An 18105-nucleotide genomic window follows, 5' to 3' on the forward strand; every position below is an offset into this window, starting at 1 on the left:
CCGCCCGCGTGCTTCCTGCGCCTCGCTCGATCAGCGCGGAGGCGCGCGCCGTGCTGGACCGTCTCGTCGATGCCGACGGCTTGCCGATCAATGCCAAGCACCCGCTGCCCGATCCAGAGGATCATGAGGGCTGGGCTCGGATCAAGGCGGCGGTGGATGCGCACTATGCCGCCGGCGTCAAGAGTCTTGCGGGCAGTGTGCGCGCCAGCGTCGAGACCGTCCAGATCGGCGATGCGCCCGTCCACATCGCCACGCCCGAGACCGCGACCATCGCCGAGGGGGCCTATCTCGATCTGCATGGCGGCGCGCTGGTATTTGGCGGGGGCGAGGCGTGCCGGGTCGGCGCGCAGATGCAGGCGGACCTGCACGGCGTGCGCTGCTACGGCGTCGATTATCGGACGCCGCCCGAGCATCCCTATCCTGCCGCATTGGACGATACGCTGGCGGCCTATGTCCATGTGCTCGAGCGTCACAAGCCTTCGGACGTGGTGATCGGCGGCAGATCCGCAGGCGGCAACCTCGCCGTCGCCATGCTGCTGCGGGCGCGGGAGGCGGGGCTTCCCATGCCCGCCGGTCTCGTCCTGCTGTCCCCCGAGGTGGACTTGACCGAGTCCGGGGACAGTTTCGCAGTGAACCGCCTGGTGGATCTGATGCTGCCCCTGCCGCTGCGCGCGGCGAACCTGCTCTATGCAGACGGCGCAGACCTTTCCGATCCCGCGCTCTCCCCGCTGTTCGGCGACCTGACCGGACTGCCGCCGACGCTGCTCCAATCCGGCACCCGCGACCTATTCCTCTCCAACACCGTGCGCATGCATCGCGCCCTGCGTCGCGCCGGCGTTTCTGCCGAGCTTCACGTCTTCGAGGCGATGCCGCATGGCGGCTTCCTGAGCGGCACGCCGGAGGATCTGGAGCTGAGCGGCGAGCTCGTCCGCTTCGTCCGCACCTGCCTGCGCGACAGCTGAGGCCGTCGACCCATTTCTTCCAGGACCCCTATGATCGACACCGAGCGGCTTCTCCTGCGTCCCTATGAACCCGGCGACGTGCCGGCGATTCTGGCGCTGTCGGCGGATCCCGACGTGCGCAGGTTCATCAGCAATCTCCCCGATTCCGAAGAAGGCGCCTGGACAAGGGTGCTACGCTGCGCGGGCCATTGGAGCCTCTTCGGCTTCGGCACGCTCGCCGTCGTCGAACGGGCGAGCGACCGGGTCGTGGGCGAAGTCGGGGCGGGCTTCTTCAGGCGTGGCGTCGATCCGATGCTCGACAGCGTCCCCGAAGCCTCGTGGCTTTTCTCGTCCGACGGCGGCGGGCGGGGTTTGGCGTTCGAGGCGATGACCGGCCTTCTGCGCTGGCTGGCACAGGCCACGCCCCATGACCGCGTCGCCTGCCTAGTCGAGCCCGTCAACCTTGCCTCGCTGAAGCTTGCCGAAAAGCTGGGACTCCGGCGGATCAAGGATCTCTCCTACCGGCAAAGACCGTTCGTCCTGTTGGCTAGCCCGGCCCGACCTCCCGCAGGTGCTGCTCCAGCACCGCGATGAACGCGCGGAGACGCTGCAGATGCTTGAGATCGCGATGATAGCCCATCCAGATGTCGCGGCTGGGCGGCGCCTCCGGCAGGTCGAGCAGGCGCAGCCCCGGGGTTTGGCTGCCGACGGCGCGAGGAAGGACGGCGATACCGATCCCCTGTCTGCACATGCGCGCCTGCACATTCCGGTTGTTCGAGCGCATCACTGTCGTCGCCTTGGGGAAGCTTTCCAGGAGCCAGGCGATGTCGGGAAAATGGCCCGTGGAGGTATCATGGGTGATCAGCCGGAAGCCGGTGCCGTCGCCGAACACGGGCTCGGGCGCGCCCGCGGCGATGTAGACGCCGTAGTGCAGCCGGGCCAGCCGCCGCTGGACGATGTCGGAGGTGTCGAAGGGCACGATCCGGAAGGCAATGTCCGCCTCGCGCTGCGCAAGGCTGAACAGGCGCGTGCCGGTCAGGATCTCGACGTCCACGTGCGGATGGGCGCGCGCATAGTCGGCGATGATCGGGGGCAGCACATAGGCGCCGAACCAGTCGGCCGAGGAAATGCGCAGGCAGCCGCGCAGATGTTGCTCCTGCCCGGCAAGCCGACGCTCCATCGCCAGCGCACCTTCCTCCATCTGCTCGGCCAGCGACACGATGGCGCTCCCCTCCTCGGTGAGGATAAGCCCCTCGGCAGTGCGCTGGAACAACGTCTGGCCCGTCGCCGCCTCAAGCGCGCGCAGCCGCCGGCCGATGGTGGGATGGCTGAGGCGCAGCGCGCGTGCCGCGCCGCCCAGCGTGCCGGCGCGCACTATGGCCAGGAAGATACGGACGTCGCTCCACTCCATCCCCTGTCCTTACGCGTTGCCAAGGCGGGGTACACCCTCCGGCAGAAAAGTTCGACGCAGAGTGACCGGGCTCGCGTCGCCGGCGAATAAGGATTCATGCGCCCGGACTTTCTTTCGAGACTCATCTCAAGGCCGCCCCCGGGCGCGCCACAGTCCGCGCGCGCACGGCCTTTCGGCATGGCGCCCGACAGCTGGAGCGGCCTGATGGAGGCGGCCCAGAATGGGCATGGCGGCGCGTATCGGCGGCTGCTGGCAGAGACGTCGGAATGGCTGCTGCGCTATTTCGAGCGGCGGCTGCCGCCTGGCGAGGTCGACGACGCCGTTCAGGAAACCCTGCTCGCGATCCATCGGCGGCGCCATACCTATGACCCGCGCTATCCCTTCGCTCCGTGGCTGGCGGCGATCGCCAAGAACAAATGGGTGGACCAGCTACGCAGCCTGGCGCGCCGCTCAGCGGACGAACTGCCCGACGCGATCGCCATCGCCGATCACGAGGCGGCGGTGGTCAGCAGCTCGGTTCTTGCCAGCCTGCTCGACCAGCTCCGCCCGGCCCAGGCCCGGGCGATCCTTCTGGTCAAGGTGCAGGGCTATAGCGTCGACGAAGCCTCGGCCCAGACCGGCCTCTCCCCGTCGGCCGTGAAGATGAACATCCACCGCGGGCTCGCCCGCCTGACGGCATTGATCGAGAAGACCCCCGATGTCGAATGAAGCCCTGATCCTCGACCTGTCATCCGACCTCGCGCCGGTCAGGCGGCGCAGCATGGTCCGCGAAGGCCTGCTGCTCCTCGCGCTGTGCGCGGTGGAACTCGCCCTTGCCCCGGCTACGGGCCTGATGCGCGCCGACATGCATCATATGGGTTGGGCGCCGCATCTGATGTGGCGGGTGGCGAGCCTCGGCCTTCTCGCCTTGGCTGCCTGCATGCTGGCGGTCCGATCCTTTTCGCCGACGGCACGACCACGGCAAGGGCTGATGCTCGCCTGCGCGTTCGCTGTGCTGGCCATTGTCGGCGGTGCGTTCGTCACGCCCGCGGGCATGGGCGAGCTGGGGCTGCTCGACCGTATCAACCCGGTGAGCGGCATGCGGTGCGCAACCTCGATCTTCGTGCTCTCGCTGCCGATCCTCGCATTGCTCGGGGCGCTGATGCGTCGGGCGGCGCCGACCCAGCCCGGGCTGAGCGCGCTCGCGAGCGGCATCGCCGCCGGGACCTGCGGCGCCTTCGTCTTCGCATTCTGCTGCCCGTTCAACGATCCCCTCTACGTGGTGGTCTGGTACAGCGTCGGGTGCACCGCCGTGGCGGCCGTGGCGCGATGGTGCCTGCCGCAACGCTTCCGCCTCTAACCATCACGCGCGCGGCCGATCGCCGGCCGCACGCTGCCTGAACCGCCGACGATCGACCCACCCGGCTAGCCGGGCGGGAGACGTGCGCCTGCATCACAGAAAGGAACCAAGCCATGAAGACCGTCACCGACGCGACGTCCCCGGACCGCGACTGGCTCAAGACCTATTATTACCTGCGCTTCGCCGTCGCCGCGATCTGGGTCGTCCTCGCCTTCGCCGTTGCCAGGACCATGCCGCCGCTGGCCGCGGTGCTGCTCGTCGCCTATCCGGCCTGGGACGCGCTGGCCAACTATCTCGACGCCCGCCGGAGCGGCGGCCTGGCGCGGAACAAGAGCCAGATGCTCAACTTCGTCGTCAGCATCGTGACTGCCATCGCGGTCGCCGTGACCCTCCCGCACGGCATGCACGCGGTCCTCCAGATCTTCGGCGTGTGGGCGGTGCTCTCCGGCTTGTTCCAGCTCCTCACCGGCGTGCGGCGCTGGAAATCCTATGGCGCGCAATGGGCGATGATCCTGAGCGGTGCCCAGTCCGGCCTGGCCGGCGCGCACATGCTCAGCAAGGCGGCGGGCGCCGCCCCGGTCAGCATTGCCGACATTGCACCCTATGCGGCGTTCGGCGCCTTCTACTTCCTGGTCTCGGCGGTCTCGCTGACGATCAGCGACGTGCGTCGCCGCGCTAAGGCCGTCGCAGCGTGAGCGGGCTGGGATTGGGAGGCCATGGCATGGTGGTGCAGGCCATTCTTGCCGTGGCGGCTGCCGCCGCGACGCCCCCCAATGCCGCCTCGCCAGCCGAGAACCTGCTACCGGTCGACGCCGCGCTTGCGCGATGGGACATGGCCGAGGCGCGGAGGCTGGCGCAGGCGATGCCGAAGGGCGCCGAGCGTTGCGCGGTCGAGGGGATCATCGCCGAGCGCGACAACCGCCTCGAGGAAGCGACGACATCGCTCCCGCGATGCTTGGCGACATTGGAACAAATCCATTCTCCCCGGGCACATGCCGCATTCAGGGCGCTGCTCGACTCCTATGCCCGGCAGGGCGCGTACAGGAAGGAATATGCGTTGATCGTGCGGTGGCTTGCGGCCCATGGCGACCCTGCCGATCCCGACGAACTTGCCGATCTGCGTGAGGCGATCGGAACGGCGGCGGTGTTGCGTGACGTGTCCAGACCAAAGGCGACAGGCAGCAGCACGGCGACCTTGCGCAGTTACCGCAATGTGCTGGGCACGCGGAATGTCGATCTGACGGTACGCGGCGTCCCGCTTTCGTGGAACATCGATACAGGTGCCAACCTTTCCGTTGTAACCGAGAGCGCGGCCCGACGGATGCAATTGGCGGTTCGCGACACCGGCGCACGAGCGGTTGGTTTGACGGGCCATTCGGTTCCGACACGCATCGCTGTCATACACAGGCTTCCGCTTGGCGGTGTGATCCTTCGGAATCTAGTGGCAATCGTTGTACCCGACAGTGCATTGTTCATCCGGTCTCCGCTAGGCGGCTATCAGATCGAGGCGATACTCGGCTGCCCTGCGCTCGCGCAGCTAGGCCGATTCAGGATCGATGCCGACGGCACGTTCGCGATCGATCGGGCGGGTCCGTTGCTCAGATCGGGAGCGAGGCTGTTCATGAAGCAGCTGACGCCTGTGGCCGAGGTGGAGATCGCGGGGCGCAAGGGTTTGGTGAGCATCGACACCGGGGCAAACCGAAGCAGCCTCCATGCGAGCTATGCTACCCGCTTCGCCGACCGCGCGCATTTGGTCGAGGAAGCGAGACACGACATTGGGCCTGGGTGGCGGCACCGAAGGTGATGTGGCGATCGAACCGCGGCTGATGATCACCGCAGGGGCCGCGACGGTGGCCGAACAGGATGTGGCCGTCACGTTGGAGGGCGACACGACGGCGCCCGTTCTTGGCAATCTAGGACAGCCCGCATTGACGGTCAGGGGCAGCTACACGTTCGATTTTCGTGCGATGCGGCTGTTGCTCGGGCCAGAGCTTTCGAATTGATGTGCGGCTCGCTTCGTTCAGCGCCTGTGCAATTGACCGCTGAATGTCTGCTCCTGGCGATAGCGGATGTTGAGCTTATCACCACCCAATGACCGCTTCGCCCTCTGAACGGCCGGCAGCTGTCGACCAGAAATGGTCATGAGACAGCCGGCCTCTGGAAGGCAGCTTTGCTAGAAAACTGTCATCGATCGCCGTTTTATAGCTGAAGGGCTAGCCCCTGTTACGGCCCGCCACGGGCAAGGTTAGCCTGAAAATGGATCCCGTGCCGGTCCGGCCGTATGCGGCATCGCCGCCATGGGCGCGCGCGATGGCCCGGACAACCGCGAGCCCCAATCCCGTGCCCTGCGTGCGCTGTGTGTCCCTCGCGAATGGATCGAACGCCCGGTTCTCGAAGCCAGCACGAAGGCCCGGCCCTTCATCGATGACGCTCACGGAAGCGGTTGCGTCGGTGAAGTAGGTTTGAATGCGGATCACGCAGGGATCGGCATGGCGGCGCGCATTCTCGACGAGCGCAAGGATCGCCTGGCGCAGCCGACCGGCATCGGCTTGGACGGATCCGGGCTGCAGATCCAGCGCCAGGCCGAAACCCGCGGGCGTGAGCATGGAAATAAGGATTGGCGCCAGCGCCTCCACCTCCGCCGCGAGATCCACCTCCGTCAGCATCAAGTCCAACCGCCCGCTGTCCGCCAGACTGACGCTGCGAAGGTCCTCGACGAGGCGGGTAAGGCCGTCGACCTGCTGCAGCAGTCCGGCAATCAGTTGTGCGTCGAGCGCGAAGACGCCGTCCTGTGCCCCCTGCAGCCTCCCGCGCAGGATCGTGAGCGGGGTGCGCAGTTCATGCGCAATCTGGGCATTCCAGGTCGACAGATCCTCGGACATGCCCTGCAACCGCCCCGCCATCGCGTTGAAGTCCGCAATCAGCAGCGCCGTCTCGCCATGCGCGTCCGAAATCTCCTCCACGCGGGTCGCCAGATCCCCGCCGGCGATATTGCGCGCAGCCTCTCCCAGAGCGCGCAGCGGATGAACGATCCGCCTGGATACCCAAAGCGCGATACCCAGCGCCAGCAGCGCGCCGAACAGACAGCCCGCGAGGAGGATGCCGAAGTCGAGGCCGGTGAAGTCATCGGCTCCGGGCGGCGGCGGGGCGAGGATGTGCAGCCGTTCGAGCACCGCGTAGACGATGTAGAAGGTCGCGGACGTGGCGACGATCGCCATTGTCGCGAGCGCCGCCATCACCAGCGCCAGCTGGCGGGTAAGGCTGATCCGCTGTTTCATGCGCGCGACCAGAGCCGGTAGCCGACGCCGCGGACGCCTTCCGGCATGTCGGGGGCGCCCGCCTGGTCCAGCTTGCGCCGCAGCTTACTGATGTGGCTGTCGACCGTGCGATCGAGCGCATCCGATCCCGGCAGGCACGCGTCGAGCAGTTCGCTGCGGCTGAAGACACGAGTGGGCGTGCGGGCCATATGGGACAGCAGGCGGAACTCGGTGAGCGTCAGCGCAACCTCGCCCCGATCGGTGCGGACGATATGCGCGACGGTGTCGATCTCGACCGGGCCGATCCGCAGCACACCGCCCGCGGCCCCGGGCCCCGCGCGGCGCAGCACGGCCTTCACCCGCGCCACCACCTCCACCGGGTTGAACGGCTTGACGACATAATCGTCGGCCCCGATGCGCAGCGCCTGCAGCTTGTCGATGTCCTGATCGAGCGCGGTGAGGACCAGCACCGGCGTGCCGCCCCGACGCCGCACTTCGGACAGCACTTCCCATCCGTCGGCCAGCGGCATCGTGATGTCGAGCAGCAGTATGTCGGGCTTGAGCGCCAGGTGCAGGTCCAGCGCGGTGCGGCCATCGCCGGCCTGCACGGTGCGGAAGCCCTCGCGCTCCAGATAGGCGCGCAGGATGTCGGCAATGTCCTTGTCGTCTTCGGCGATCAGGGCAAGCGGGTTCATGCGGGGCGGGCTCCGGCAGGCATGGTGCGATCCCTATCAGTCAAAGCGGAAGCGCCGCCAGTGCGCCTCCACAAAGCCTCCACACAATGTCGACGGAGGCGCAACCGGACGCGCGGATAGGCGCTGGCATGATGGCTCGAATGCTTCCCCGAACCCTGCCCCTCGCGCTGGCGGTCGCCGGTGCGCTGGGCGCCTGCACTGCCGATACGTCGCCGCTCCCTTCCACCGAGGAGGTCGAGGTGCTGACGCTGCGTGTCGCCCCGCGCGCCGTGATCTCCACCGACGAGCTGCCCGGCAGGGTGGTCGCGTTCCGCACGGCGGAGGTGCGGCCGCAAGTCGGCGGGATCCTCCAGCGTCGCAGGTTCGAGCAGGGCGCGACGGTGCGTGCGGGGCAGGTGTTGTTCGAGATCGGCGCGGCGCCGCTGCGCGCCGATGCCGATACGGCGCGCGCGACCCTGCAGAAGGCGGGCGCTGCCTATGCCCGCGCGCGGACTCAGGCGGAGCGGCTGAAGCCACTGGTCGCCGCCGATGCGATCAGCCGCCAGAGCTATGACGATGCCGTCGCCGCGCGCGACCAGGCCGCCGCCGAACTCGCCGAAGCCCGCGCGACGCTCCACCGCCGCCAGATCGACCTGGGTTTCGCGCGGCTGACAGCGCCGATCGCAGGCAGGATCGGCGCCGCGAACCTCACCGAAGGCGCGCTGGTCACTGCCGGCGACGCCACGCCGCTCGCCACCATCCAGCAGATCGACAAGGTCTATGTGGACGTCCGCCAGCCAGCCGAGCGCTATGCAGCGCGGCGGGCAGCAGGCGGCAGTGCCGGTCCGGTCGAGATCGTCCTGGCGTCGGGTGCGACACATCCGATCAAGGGACACATCCTGTTTTCGGGCGTCGCCGTCGATCCGGCGACCGGGGACGCACTGGTCCGCGTGGAAGTCCCCAATCCCGGCGAGCGCCTGCTGCCGGGCATGTTCGTCCGCGCCCGCCTGCCGCGCGCGCCGATGCCTGCCGCGCTGACCGTGCCGCAACAGGCCGTCACCCGCGCCGACGACGGCGCCGCGCAGCTCGCGGTGGTGGATACGCAGGACCGCGTGCATCACCGGCGCGTGCAGCTCGGGCCGATCGTCGACGGCCGCTACGTCGTGCTGTCCGGGCTTCGCGCCGGCGAGGTGGTGATCGTCGAAGGGCAGGACCGGGTGCAGCCCAACACCCCGGTGAAGCAGCTCCCCTGGCGCGATGGCAGCGCGGGCTGAGGACAGGACCATGCCGCACTTCTTCATCGATCGCCCGGTGTTCGCCTGGGTCATCGCGATCGCGATCGTGCTGGCGGGCGTGCTCGCCATTCCGCAGATGCCCGTCGCGCGCTTCCCCAGCGTCGCGCCGCCGACCGTCAGCATCTATGCCAGCTATCCCGGTGCCACGCCGCAGACGCTGAACGACAGCGTCGTCTCGCTGATTCAGCGCGAGCTTTCGAGCGTAAAGAACCTGCTTTATTTCGAAAGCTCCGCCGACAGTTCCGGCTCTGCCTCGATCACCGCCACCTTCCGCCCGGGCACCGACCCGGAAATGGCGCAGGTCGACGTGCAGAACCGGCTCAAGGCGATCGAGGCGCGGCTGCCCCAGGTCGTGCGGCAGACCGGCGTCACCGTAGAATCCGCAAGCTCCGGCTTCCTGATGCTCGTCAGCCTGATGTCCGACGGGCAGCAGGACGAGGTCGCGCTGTCCGACTACATGACCCGTAACATCGTCGACGAGCTCAAGCGCGTGCCCGGGGTCGGCCGCGTCCAGAATTTCTCCGCCGAGCGCGCGATGCGAATCTGGATCGATCCGGCCAAGCTCGCCGGCTTCGGCCTTACCGCGAGTGACGTGACCGCGGCGATCACCGAGCAGAACGTGCAGATCGCGCCGGGCGCGCTCGGTGCGGAGCCGACCACGCAGGGGCAGCGCGTGCTGGTGCCGCTCACCGCCGACGGCCAGCTCAAGACGATCGAGGACTTCGCCGGCGTCATCCTGAAGGCGAACCCCGACGGATCGAGCGTCACGCTCGACAAGGTCGCCCGCATCGAACTGGGGTCGCAGAGCTTCGGCAACGCCACCCGCGAGAACGGCAAGGTCGCCGCCTCCGTCGGCATCCAGCTCAGCCCCGGCGCTAACGCGGTCGCAACGTCGCAGGCGGTGCGCGCGCGGATGGACGAACTCGCGCGCGCGCTGCCCGTGGGAATGAGCTGGTCGGCCGGCTTCGACACCGCGCCGTTCGTGCGCATCTCGATCGAGAAGGTGGTCCAGACGCTGGTCGAGGCGATGCTGCTCGTCTTCCTGGTGATGTACCTGTTCCTGCAGAAGGTCCGCTACACGCTGATCCCGGCGATCGTCGCGCCGATTGCGCTGCTCGGCACGATCGCGGTGATGCTGGCGACGGGTTATTCGATCAACGTGCTGACCATGTTCGGCATGGTGCTGGCGATCGGCATCATCGTCGACGATGCGATCGTCGTCGTCGAGAATGTCGAGCGGTTGATGCACGAGGAGCATCTGTCCCCCCGCGACGCCACGGCCAAGGCGATGCGCGAGATCACTCCGGCGGTGATCGGCATCACGCTGGTGCTCTCGGCGGTGTTCGTGCCCATGGCGCTCGCCGCAGGATCGGTGGGCACCATCTATCGCCAGTTCTCCATGGCGATGGCGGTATCGATCCTGTTCTCCGCCTTCCTTGCCCTGACGCTGACCCCGGCACTGTGCGCCACGCTGATCAAATCCGTGGAGAAAGAGCCGCGCAAGAACCGCTTCTTCGCCTGGTTCGACCGCAGGTTCGAGGCCGCCACGCGGCGCTACCAGGGCTGGGTGCGGGCGCTGCTCAAGCGATCGCTGCGGATGATGCTGGTGTTCGCGGCGCTGCTCGGCCTGCTGGGCCTGGCCTTCACCCAGCTGCCGTCGTCGTTCCTGCCCGAAGAGGACCAGGGCTATTTCATGACCAGCATCCAGCTGCCCGCCGACGCCACAGCCACCCGCACCCAGGAAGCCGTGCAGGCGTTCGAGCGCCACATGGCGGGGCGGCCGGGCGTCGAGCGGACCGAGGCGATCCTGGGCTTCGGCTTTTCGGGTTCGGGCCCCAATGCGGCGATGATCTACACCATCCTCAAGGACTGGGGGCATCGCGGCGACACCGACGTCCGCCAGGAAGCCGCGGCTGCCGATGCGGCGATGCAGAAGGCGGTGCACGAAGGCCAGGTGATGAGCATGTTGCCGCCGGCGATCGACGAACTCGGCACCTCCTCGGGCTTCGCGCTGCGGCTGGAGGACCGCGCGGGCAAGGGACGGCAGGCGCTGTTCGCCGCGCGCGACGCGCTGATCGCCACCGCCGCGCACAGCCAGAAGCTCGAGGGCGTCTATGCGGAAGGTCTACCTGCCGGCGCCAGCGTGCGGCTCGACATCGACCGGGCCAAGACGCGCGCACTGGGTGTTTCGTTCAGCGCGATCAGCGACATGATCGGCACCGCGCTCGGCAGCAGCTATGTCAACGACTTCCCCAACAAGGGCCGCCTGCAGCAGGTGATCGTCCAGGCCGACGCCAAGGATCGCATGAACCTGGACGACGTGCTGCGGCTGCGCGTGCGCGGCGCCGACGGCAAGACGGTAGCGCTCGCCGAGCTGGTGACGCCGGTGTGGACCACCAGCCCTCTGCAGCTCGCCACCTATAACGGCTATCCTTCGGTGAGCATCACCGGCACCGCCGCGCCGGGCACCTCGAGCGGCGATGCGATGCGCGAGATGGAGCGGCTGGCGGCGCAGCTGCCGCCCGGCTTCGCGATCGAGTGGACCGGACAGTCGCGCCAGGAGCGCGAGGCGGGCGCGCAGGCGCCCCTGCTGATCCTGCTCTCGATGCTGGTGGTATTCCTAGTGCTGGCCGCGCTGTACGAGAGCTGGGCGATCCCGGTCGCGGTGATGCTGGTGGTGCCGCTGGGGCTGATCGGCGCGGTCTCCGCCGTGGCGCTGCGCGGGCTGACCAACGACATCTTCTTCAAGGTGGGCCTGATCACGATCATCGGGCTGAGCGCCAAGAATGCGATCCTGATCGTCGAATTCGCCAAGCAATATCGCGCGAACGGCAGCGGCCTGGCCGAAGCCGCGATCGCCGCGGCCCGGGTGCGCCTGCGGCCGATCGTGATGACCAGCCTGGCCTTCACGCTCGGCGTGCTGCCGCTGATGCTCGCGCACGGCGCCAGCGCCGAGACCCAGCACGCCATCGGCACCGGCGTGTTCGGCGGCATGATCACCGGCACGGTGCTCGCACTGTTGTTCGTGCCCGTCTTCTTCGTGGTTGTGGTGGGGCTGGCGGAGCGCTGGCAGACGCGCCGTGCAGGCAAGGAGGCATGACGATGCGCCGTGTTTCGCTCGTGCTGCTGCTGGCGACGACCGCCTGCTCGATGACGCCGAAACTGACCCTGCCGGCGGCGCCCGTTGGCGACGCCTATCCCGTCGCAGACGGTACCGAGGCGCTGCCCGAATGGCGGGGCATGTTCGGCGATCCGCGGCTGCAACGACTGATCGCGCTGTCGCTCGACAGCAACCGCGACCTGCGCATCGCCGCGCTGAATGCCGAGGCGACCTACGCGCAGCTGCGGGTCCAGCGCGCGCAGGCGTTACCCGGGGTCAACGCGGAGGGAAGCTATGCCCGCCAGCGCCAGCCCTCGTCGGTGGCCGGCGCCGGGGTCGGCCTGGCGCCGGGGGGCGGCGCCGCGGGCTTCGAATTCGGCCAGTTTGCCGCACAGGCGGCGCTGATGAGCTTCGAGCTCGATCTGTTCGGGCGGTTGCGCGCGATGAACGCGGCGGCGCTGCAGCGCTGGCTAGCCTCGGTCGAGGCGCGGCAGGCGGTGCGGCTGGCGGTGATCGGCGCAGTCGCCGAGGCCTATTGGAACGAGCGGCTCGCAGAGGAACAGCTGGTCCTGGCGCGCGCGACGCTGGAGGACTGGCAGGCATCGCTCGAGATCGCCCGCCTGCGCCGGGCGGCGGGCCAGGCGAGCGGCGTCGATCTCGCCCAGGCGGAAGGGCAGGTCCGGCAGGCGCGGGCCGATCTCGCCCAGCGCGAGCGCGAACGGGTGCAGGCAACGAACGCGCTGACGCTTGCGGTGGGGGCGCCGTTGCCCGCCGATCTGCCGCCCGCGCTGTCGCTGTTCGACCAGCCGATCCGCACCGCATTGGCAGCAGGTGCGCCTTCGGATCTGCTGATGCATCGCCCGGACATCGCCCAGGCGGAGCACGAGCTGCGCGCCGCCAACGCCCATATCGGCGCAGCCCGCGCGGCCTTCTTCCCGCGCGTATCGCTGACCGGGGCGTTCGGCTTTGCCAGCCTGGCGCTGGACAGCCTGTTCCGCGGTGCCAACCGCAGCTGGTCGTACACGCCGGCGATCAGCCTGCCGATCTTCCGTGGCGGCGAACTGCGCGGGACTCTCGACCTCGCCAGGCTGCGCGCGTCGAGCGCAATCGCGACGTATGAGAAGGCGATCCAGACAGGATTCCGCGAGGTTGCCGACGGGCTGGCCGCGCAGGCGACCTATACCACGCAGCTAGCCGAACAGGGCGCAGCCATCCTCGCCGCCGAACGCCGTACCGCGCTGGCCGCCATGGCCTATGCCGCCGGGCAGACCAGCCGTCTCGAACTGCTCGACGCACAGCGAACCACCTATGCCGCACGGCAGGCCGCGCTTGTCGCCCGCCGCGACCAGCTTGCCGCATCAGCGGCCCTGTACCGCGCCTTGGGCGGGGACACGGCGTTCGAGAATCGACCGGTGACGTATCGCAGCTAACCTGCGCGCGTCACAGCGCGGCGGACGTGAACCGGGAGGCCATGTCCACCATTCTCGATCCGCACGGACCCGGCGCCGGCTGGCGCTGGCGCTATTGGTCGATCTTCAGCGGACAGACGCTGTCGGTGATCGGTTCCGCCATGACCCAGTTCGTGCTGATCTGGTGGATCACCGATACGGTGGGAACCTTCGGCGCGCTGGCGACCGCAGGACTGGTGGGGCTGTTGCCACAGGCATTGCTCGGACCGATCGGTGGCACCTTTGCGGATCGCTACAGCCGCCGCATGCTGATGATCCTGCCCGACGCGATTGGCGCCGGCTGCATCCTGATGCTGATCGCGCTCTTCCTGCACGGCAGCGTCACCCTTTGGCATGTATATGCGGCAATGTTCGTGCGGAGCGCCGCCGCCGCCTTCCAGATGCCGGCAGCGGCGGCCAGCGAGGCGATGCTGGTGCCCGCTCCTTTCCTACCGCGCGCCGTCGGACTCAATCAGACGATGATGGCAGCGTTACGGTCGCCGCCGCGCCGCTGGGCGCGCTGGCGATCGGCGTGATGCCGGTGGGCATGGCCTTGTGGATCGATGTTTTGACGGCGGCGCTCGGCATCGTGCCGCTGCTGTTCTTCCGCATACCGCAGCAGCGGGTGCCTGGCGAAGGCAAAGGCATTTGGAGCGAATTCGGCGAGGGCGTCGCCGTCGTATGGCGCAATCCCAGGCTGCGTCGTGTCTACGCCCTGCTGACGGCCGTGGTGCTGGTGGTGATGCCCAGCGCGGAAATGCTGCCATTGCTTGTGAAGCAGCATTTCGGCGGCGGGGCGCCGGCGGTTGCGATGCTGGAGGGGCTAGGCGGCGCGGGCATGGTGGCGGGCGGCGGGATCGTCGCGCTGTTCGTACCGATGAGACTGGTCTCCTGGGTGCTGTGGGGATTCGCTCTTTCCTGCGCGACGCTCGCGGCGATGGCGCTGGTGCCGCCGAACCTGTTCTGGCTGGCAGCGGCGTTCTGGACGCTGAGCGGCGTCACCTTCATCCTGGGCGACGCGCCGTTCACCCTGCTGATTCAGACGACCGTGCCGAACCATCTGCAGGGCCGTGCGCTGGCGCTACTCGGCACGATGATGGGCTTAGCCGCCCCTGTCGGCCTGGCCGTGCGCATGGAAAACGGTCTTGGCGATATCCAGCCCGATTGTGATAGCTTGCGACACGGACGCCTCCCTCAGTGGTGCTTCAACACCTCCACTCTGGCACATCGATGCCGTCGGGGGGCGTCCACCCCATCAGCTTTCCTCAAAACCTGCCGCTCTCTTTCTCCTGAATCGGGCAGACTGCTTCACGCCCAGAAACGCCCATTCGCAAATCGAACAGCCGGTAGGCAGAAAGGCGACCTAGCGGGCGCCATTCCGCGTAAGGATCCAGCAAGTTCAAACCGAACCCGGGACAAGGTGTACAGCATTCGAGCACATTCCAACCTATAAAGGCGGCTTCGCCGTCGCTGGAGCTCCGAAGCGCGAATAGAGTGTCGGGAGCACGAATAACGTGAGCAGGGTCGCGCTTATCAAGCCGCCGATCACGACAGTCGCCAGCGGCTTCTGGACCTCGGCGCCGGCACCATGGCCCAGAGCCATCGGCACGAAGCCGAGGCTGGCGACCAGCGCGGTCATCACCACCGCCCGCAGGCGAACGAGGGCGCCGCCGCGCGCGGCATCCGCCCGGTCGTTACCCTCGGCAACGCGTTGCCGGATGGAGCTGACCATCACCAAGCCGTTGAGCACTGCGATACCTGACAGCGCGATGAAGCCCACCGCTGCCGAAATCGAGAAGGGCATGCCCCGCAGCACCAGCGCCAGAACGCCGCCCACCAGCGCCAGCGGCACGCCGGTAAACACGATCGCCGCGTCCCGGACATTGCCCAGCGCGCCGTACAGCAGCATCAGGATCAGCACGAAGCAGGCGGGCACGACGATTGCCAGACGGGCGCGGGCGGAGGCAAGGTTCTGGAACTGCCCGCCCCATTCGAGCCAGGTGCCCGCCGGCAAGGCGATGTCGCGCGCGATTGCTGCCTGCGCTTCGCCGACGACGCTCGCCACCTCGCGCCCGCGCACATTGGCCTGGACGACGACGCGCCTTTTGCCGTTCTCGCGGCTGATCTGGTTCGGACCGTCGAGCAACCGGATGTCGGCGACCGAAGCGAGCGGCACAAAGGCGCCCATGGGCGTCGGCACCGGAATCTGGCCGAGCGTCTCCAGATCGGCGCGCATCGCATCGTCCAGACGAAGGACGATCGGAAAGCGCCGGTCACCCTCGAAGATCATGCCGGCCTGGCGTCCGCCCACGGCGGCGGAGACAGTGTCTGCCACGTCCTGCGCACGAACGCCGAGCCGGGCCGCCGCGTCATGATTGAACGCGATGTCGAGCATCGGCAGCCCCTCGGTCTGCTCGACTTTCACGTCCTCGGCGCCCGGCACCTTGCGCAGAATGGTCGCGATTTTCGCCGCGGTCGCGTTGAGCGCGCCGAAATCCTCGCCGAAGATTTTTACGGACACGTCCGATCGCACGCCGGCGATCAACTCGTTGAAGCGCATCTGGATCGGCTGGGTGACTTCATAGGCATGGCCCGGAACCTGGGCGAGCCGTGCTTCGATCCGCTTTATGACCGCCGCCTTGTCCTCGGATGGATTGGGCCAGTCCTTGCGATCCTTGAGCATGATGAAGGTGTCGGTGGCGTTGGATGGCATCGGGTCTGAGGCGACTTCGGCGGTGCCGGTGCGCGAGAAGACGGTGCGGATCTCCGACATGCCCGCCAGTGCCTTCTCGATCTGCGCCTGCATCTTCTGGCTCTGCTCGACTGAGGTGCCCGGCACGCGGAAGGCTGAGACCAGCACGTCGCCCTCGTCGAGTTGCGGCAGAAACTCCTGGCCGAGCGTGGTGTAGGCGGCGCCTGCCAGCGCGAGGGCACCGAGCGCGACGCCGATGGTCAGCTTCGGCCGTCGCATCGCCCGGTCCAGAGTGGGTTCGTAGCCTCGGCGAAGCCAGGCGACGATCCGCCCCTCCTTCTCGTCGACCGGCCTGGACAGGGCCACGGCTACGGCGGCGGGTACAAAGGTGAGCGAGAGGACGAAGGCGAAGGCGAGCGCGATGATCACGGTCAGCGCCATCGGTTCGAAGGTCTTGCCTTCCACCCCGGTCAGGGTGAGCAGCGGCACATAGACGAGCATGATGATGGCCTGACCGTAGACGGACGGGCGGATCATCTCCCGCGCGGCGTCGGAGATGGTGGCGAGACGCTCCGGCAGTTCGAGCGCGCGCTGTTCGGCATGCTGGCGCTCGGCGAGGCGGCGCAGCGCATTCTCGACGATGATCACGGCGCCATCGACGATCAGGCCGAAGTCGAGGGCGCCGAGGCTCATCAGATTGGCCGAGACGCCCGCCTGCAGCATGCCGAAGCCCGTGAGCAGCATCGTGATCGGGATCACCATGGCGGCGATCAGCGCGGCGCGGAAATTGCCGAGCAGCAGGAACAGCACGACGATGACGAGCAGCGCGCCCTCGGCGAGATTTCGCGAGACGGTGGTGATGGTTGCATTGACCAGCCTGGTGCGGTCCAGCACCGGCTCGATCACGATGTCGCGCGGCAGCGAGGAAGCGATCGCCTTCAGCTTGGCATCGACGCCGGTGGAGACCGTGCGGCTGTTCTCGCCGATCCGCATGATCGCGGTACCGGTGATCACTTCGCGACCATTTTCCGATCCGGCGCCCATGCGTATACCCTGGCCGAGACGCACCTCGGCAACCTGGTCGAGCGTGATGGGTGTATTTTCGCGCGTCGCAATCACCGCGGCCCGCAGCTCCGCCAGGCTGCGAATGCGGGCATCGGCGCGCACCGCAAGACCTTCGCCATTGCGGTTCACCGTGCCACCACCGGTGGCAACATTGTTGCGTTCGAGCGCCTCGGCGAGGTCGGACAGCGACAGGCGCAAGCTCGCGAGCCGCTGAACGTCGGGCACGACCAGATATTCCTTCTCGAACCCGCCGAGCGAGTCGATGCCGGCCACGCCATGCACGGTTTTCACCTTCGGCGCGACGATCCAGTCCTGCACGGTGTGGAGATAGGTCGCCTTTTCCGCCTCGCTGGCGAGCCTGTCGCCTTCGGGCGTGATGTAGCTGCCGTCGGGCTGGAGGCCGGGCTCGCCGGGGCGGTGATCGGCGTGCCCGCGCTCCGCATAACGCAGCGTCCAGATATAGACCTCGCCCAGCCCGGTCGCGATCGGCCCCATTTCGGGGCGGGCGCCGGCGGGCAGGTCTTTCTGCGCTTGCGACAGGCGCTCCTGCACCTGTGCCCGCGCGAAGTAGATGTCGGTGGAATCCGAGAAGATCGCGGTGACCTGGACGAAGCCGTTGCGGCTGAGCGAGCGGGTGCTCTCCAGCCCCTTGATCCCCGAAAGCGCGGTCTCGATCGGGAACGCGACCTGCTTCTCGATCAGTTCGGGCGAGAGCGCAGGTGCCAAGATATTCACTTGCACCTGGTTATTGGTGATGTCCGGCACGGCATCGATGGGCAGGCGCCAGAGCGCGCCGGCGCCAACAATGGCGGCGATGAGGGTGAGCAGGAGGACAAGCCAGCGCTTGTCCACCGCCCATGCGACGATGCGGTCGATCATGCCC

At 67.9% G+C, this 18105-nt stretch carries 16 protein-coding genes; 12 read left to right on the plus strand and 4 right to left on the minus strand.

Features of this window, described 5'->3' with window-relative positions:
• Positions 1-8: 8 nt before the first annotated feature.
• Together ABIC65_RS07735 and ABIC65_RS07740 are read left to right on the plus strand one after the other, a co-directional pair.
• Positions 9-962: an alpha/beta hydrolase gene (locus ABIC65_RS07735; RefSeq protein WP_354307919.1), complete on the plus strand. Its 954-nt coding sequence runs from the start codon at positions 9-11 to the stop codon at positions 960-962.
• A 30-nt stretch (positions 963-992) separates the two neighbouring features.
• Entirely contained in the window at positions 993-1535 is a 543-nt protein-coding gene (locus tag ABIC65_RS07740; RefSeq protein WP_354307920.1) for a GNAT family N-acetyltransferase, read from the plus strand.
• Here the strand turns inward: ABIC65_RS07740 and ABIC65_RS07745 are convergent.
• Entirely contained in the window at positions 1489-2352 is an 864-nt protein-coding gene (locus ABIC65_RS07745) for a LysR family transcriptional regulator (RefSeq protein ID WP_354307921.1), read from the minus strand. The genes ABIC65_RS07740 and ABIC65_RS07745 overlap by 47 nt on opposite strands.
• Before the next feature lie 177 nt (positions 2353-2529).
• Here ABIC65_RS07745 and ABIC65_RS07750 point away from each other — a divergent pair, with 177 nt between their 5' ends.
• The 5 genes from ABIC65_RS07750 (at position 2530) to ABIC65_RS07770 (ending at position 5694) form a co-directional block, all read left to right on the plus strand.
• The gene (locus ABIC65_RS07750) at positions 2530-3060 is read left to right on the plus strand and encodes a sigma-70 family RNA polymerase sigma factor (protein WP_354307923.1); all 531 of its coding nucleotides are present in this window, start codon (positions 2530-2532) and stop codon (positions 3058-3060) included.
• The gene (locus ABIC65_RS07755) at positions 3050-3691 is read left to right on the plus strand and encodes a DUF1109 domain-containing protein (RefSeq protein WP_354307924.1); all 642 of its coding nucleotides are present in this window, start codon (positions 3050-3052) and stop codon (positions 3689-3691) included. The genes ABIC65_RS07750 and ABIC65_RS07755 overlap by 11 nt, the downstream gene beginning before the upstream one ends.
• A gap of 113 nt (positions 3692-3804) precedes the next feature.
• Complete coding sequence (locus ABIC65_RS07760) at positions 3805-4386, plus strand: DUF308 domain-containing protein (protein ID WP_354307925.1); 582 nt, start codon at positions 3805-3807, stop codon at positions 4384-4386.
• A 26-nt stretch (positions 4387-4412) separates the two neighbouring features.
• Complete coding sequence (locus tag ABIC65_RS07765) at positions 4413-5495, plus strand: retropepsin-like aspartic protease (RefSeq protein ID WP_354307926.1); 1083 nt, start codon at positions 4413-4415, stop codon at positions 5493-5495.
• 1 nt (position 5496) lies between these two features.
• On the plus strand, positions 5497-5694 hold the full coding sequence (locus ABIC65_RS07770; RefSeq protein WP_354307927.1) for a hypothetical protein: 198 nt from the start codon (positions 5497-5499) through the stop codon (positions 5692-5694).
• A 210-nt stretch (positions 5695-5904) separates the two neighbouring features.
• Here the strand turns inward: ABIC65_RS07770 and ABIC65_RS07775 are convergent, their stop codons facing one another.
• Both ABIC65_RS07775 and ABIC65_RS07780 read right to left on the minus strand, forming a co-directional pair.
• Positions 5905-6969 (minus strand): ATP-binding protein, encoded by a 1065-nt coding sequence (locus ABIC65_RS07775; protein WP_354307928.1) that lies wholly within the window; start codon positions 6967-6969, stop codon positions 5905-5907.
• Positions 6966-7643 carry a response regulator gene (locus tag ABIC65_RS07780; RefSeq protein ID WP_354307929.1) on the minus strand — a complete coding sequence of 226 codons (678 nt, stop codon included), beginning with the start codon at positions 7641-7643 and terminating at the stop codon, positions 6966-6968. Before ABIC65_RS07780 ends, ABIC65_RS07775 begins: the two co-directional genes overlap by 4 nt.
• 140 nt (positions 7644-7783) lie before the next feature.
• Here ABIC65_RS07780 and ABIC65_RS07785 point away from each other — a divergent pair, with 140 nt between their 5' ends.
• Genes ABIC65_RS07785 through ABIC65_RS07805 form a run of 5 tightly spaced genes read left to right on the plus strand, consistent with a single transcriptional unit; the run spans position 7784 to position 14918 of the window.
• Positions 7784-8896, plus strand: a complete 1113-nt coding sequence (locus ABIC65_RS07785) for an efflux RND transporter periplasmic adaptor subunit (RefSeq protein WP_354307930.1) — start codon at positions 7784-7786, stop codon at positions 8894-8896.
• Positions 8897-8906: 10 nt separating this feature from the next.
• Positions 8907-12017, plus strand: a complete 3111-nt coding sequence (locus ABIC65_RS07790; RefSeq protein ID WP_354307931.1) for a multidrug efflux RND transporter permease subunit — start codon at positions 8907-8909, stop codon at positions 12015-12017.
• Between the two features lie 2 nt (positions 12018-12019).
• Positions 12020-13447: an efflux transporter outer membrane subunit gene (locus tag ABIC65_RS07795; RefSeq protein WP_354307932.1), complete on the plus strand. Its 1428-nt coding sequence runs from the start codon at positions 12020-12022 to the stop codon at positions 13445-13447.
• 41 nt (positions 13448-13488) lie between these two features.
• The gene (locus ABIC65_RS07800) at positions 13489-14001 is read left to right on the plus strand and encodes an MFS transporter (RefSeq protein WP_354307933.1); all 513 of its coding nucleotides are present in this window, start codon (positions 13489-13491) and stop codon (positions 13999-14001) included.
• An 11-nt stretch (positions 14002-14012) separates the two neighbouring features.
• Positions 14013-14918, plus strand: a complete 906-nt coding sequence (locus ABIC65_RS07805; RefSeq protein WP_354307934.1) for an MFS transporter — start codon at positions 14013-14015, stop codon at positions 14916-14918.
• Here the strand turns inward: ABIC65_RS07805 and ABIC65_RS07810 are convergent.
• Complete coding sequence (locus tag ABIC65_RS07810) at positions 14913-18101, minus strand: efflux RND transporter permease subunit (RefSeq protein WP_354307936.1); 3189 nt, start codon at positions 18099-18101, stop codon at positions 14913-14915. The two genes, ABIC65_RS07805 and ABIC65_RS07810, sit on opposite strands and share 6 nt — an antisense overlap.
• Between the last annotated feature and the right edge of the window lie 4 nt (positions 18102-18105).

It is taken from the genome of Sphingomonas trueperi (genome assembly GCF_040545665.1).
GTDB classification, from domain to species: Bacteria; Pseudomonadota; Alphaproteobacteria; order Sphingomonadales; family Sphingomonadaceae; genus Sphingomonas; species Sphingomonas trueperi_B.

Bases quoted from the DNA above. Each gene is read 5' to 3' on its own strand.
- ABIC65_RS07740 (WP_354307920.1), top strand. From the start codon at position 993: ATGATCGACACCGAGCGGCTTCTCCTGCGTCCCTATGAACCCGGCGAC.
- ABIC65_RS07745 (WP_354307921.1), bottom strand. From the start codon at position 2,352: ATGGAGTGGAGCGACGTCCGTATCTTCCTGGCCATAGTGCGCGCCGGC.
- ABIC65_RS07750 (WP_354307923.1), top strand. From the start codon at position 2,530: ATGGCGCCCGACAGCTGGAGCGGCCTGATGGAGGCGGCCCAGAATGGG.
- ABIC65_RS07755 (WP_354307924.1), top strand. From the start codon at position 3,050: ATGTCGAATGAAGCCCTGATCCTCGACCTGTCATCCGACCTCGCGCCG.
- ABIC65_RS07760 (WP_354307925.1), top strand. From the start codon at position 3,805: ATGAAGACCGTCACCGACGCGACGTCCCCGGACCGCGACTGGCTCAAG.
- ABIC65_RS07765 (WP_354307926.1), top strand. From the start codon at position 4,413: ATGGTGGTGCAGGCCATTCTTGCCGTGGCGGCTGCCGCCGCGACGCCC.
- ABIC65_RS07775 (WP_354307928.1), bottom strand. From the start codon at position 6,969: ATGAAACAGCGGATCAGCCTTACCCGCCAGCTGGCGCTGGTGATGGCG.
- ABIC65_RS07780 (WP_354307929.1), bottom strand. From the start codon at position 7,643: ATGAACCCGCTTGCCCTGATCGCCGAAGACGACAAGGACATTGCCGAC.
- ABIC65_RS07785 (WP_354307930.1), top strand. From the start codon at position 7,784: ATGCTTCCCCGAACCCTGCCCCTCGCGCTGGCGGTCGCCGGTGCGCTG.
- ABIC65_RS07790 (WP_354307931.1), top strand. From the start codon at position 8,907: ATGCCGCACTTCTTCATCGATCGCCCGGTGTTCGCCTGGGTCATCGCG.
- ABIC65_RS07795 (WP_354307932.1), top strand. From the start codon at position 12,020: ATGCGCCGTGTTTCGCTCGTGCTGCTGCTGGCGACGACCGCCTGCTCG.
- ABIC65_RS07800 (WP_354307933.1), top strand. From the start codon at position 13,489: ATGTCCACCATTCTCGATCCGCACGGACCCGGCGCCGGCTGGCGCTGG.
- ABIC65_RS07805 (WP_354307934.1), top strand. From the start codon at position 14,013: ATGGCCTTGTGGATCGATGTTTTGACGGCGGCGCTCGGCATCGTGCCG.
- ABIC65_RS07810 (WP_354307936.1), bottom strand. From the start codon at position 18,101: ATGATCGACCGCATCGTCGCATGGGCGGTGGACAAGCGCTGGCTTGTC.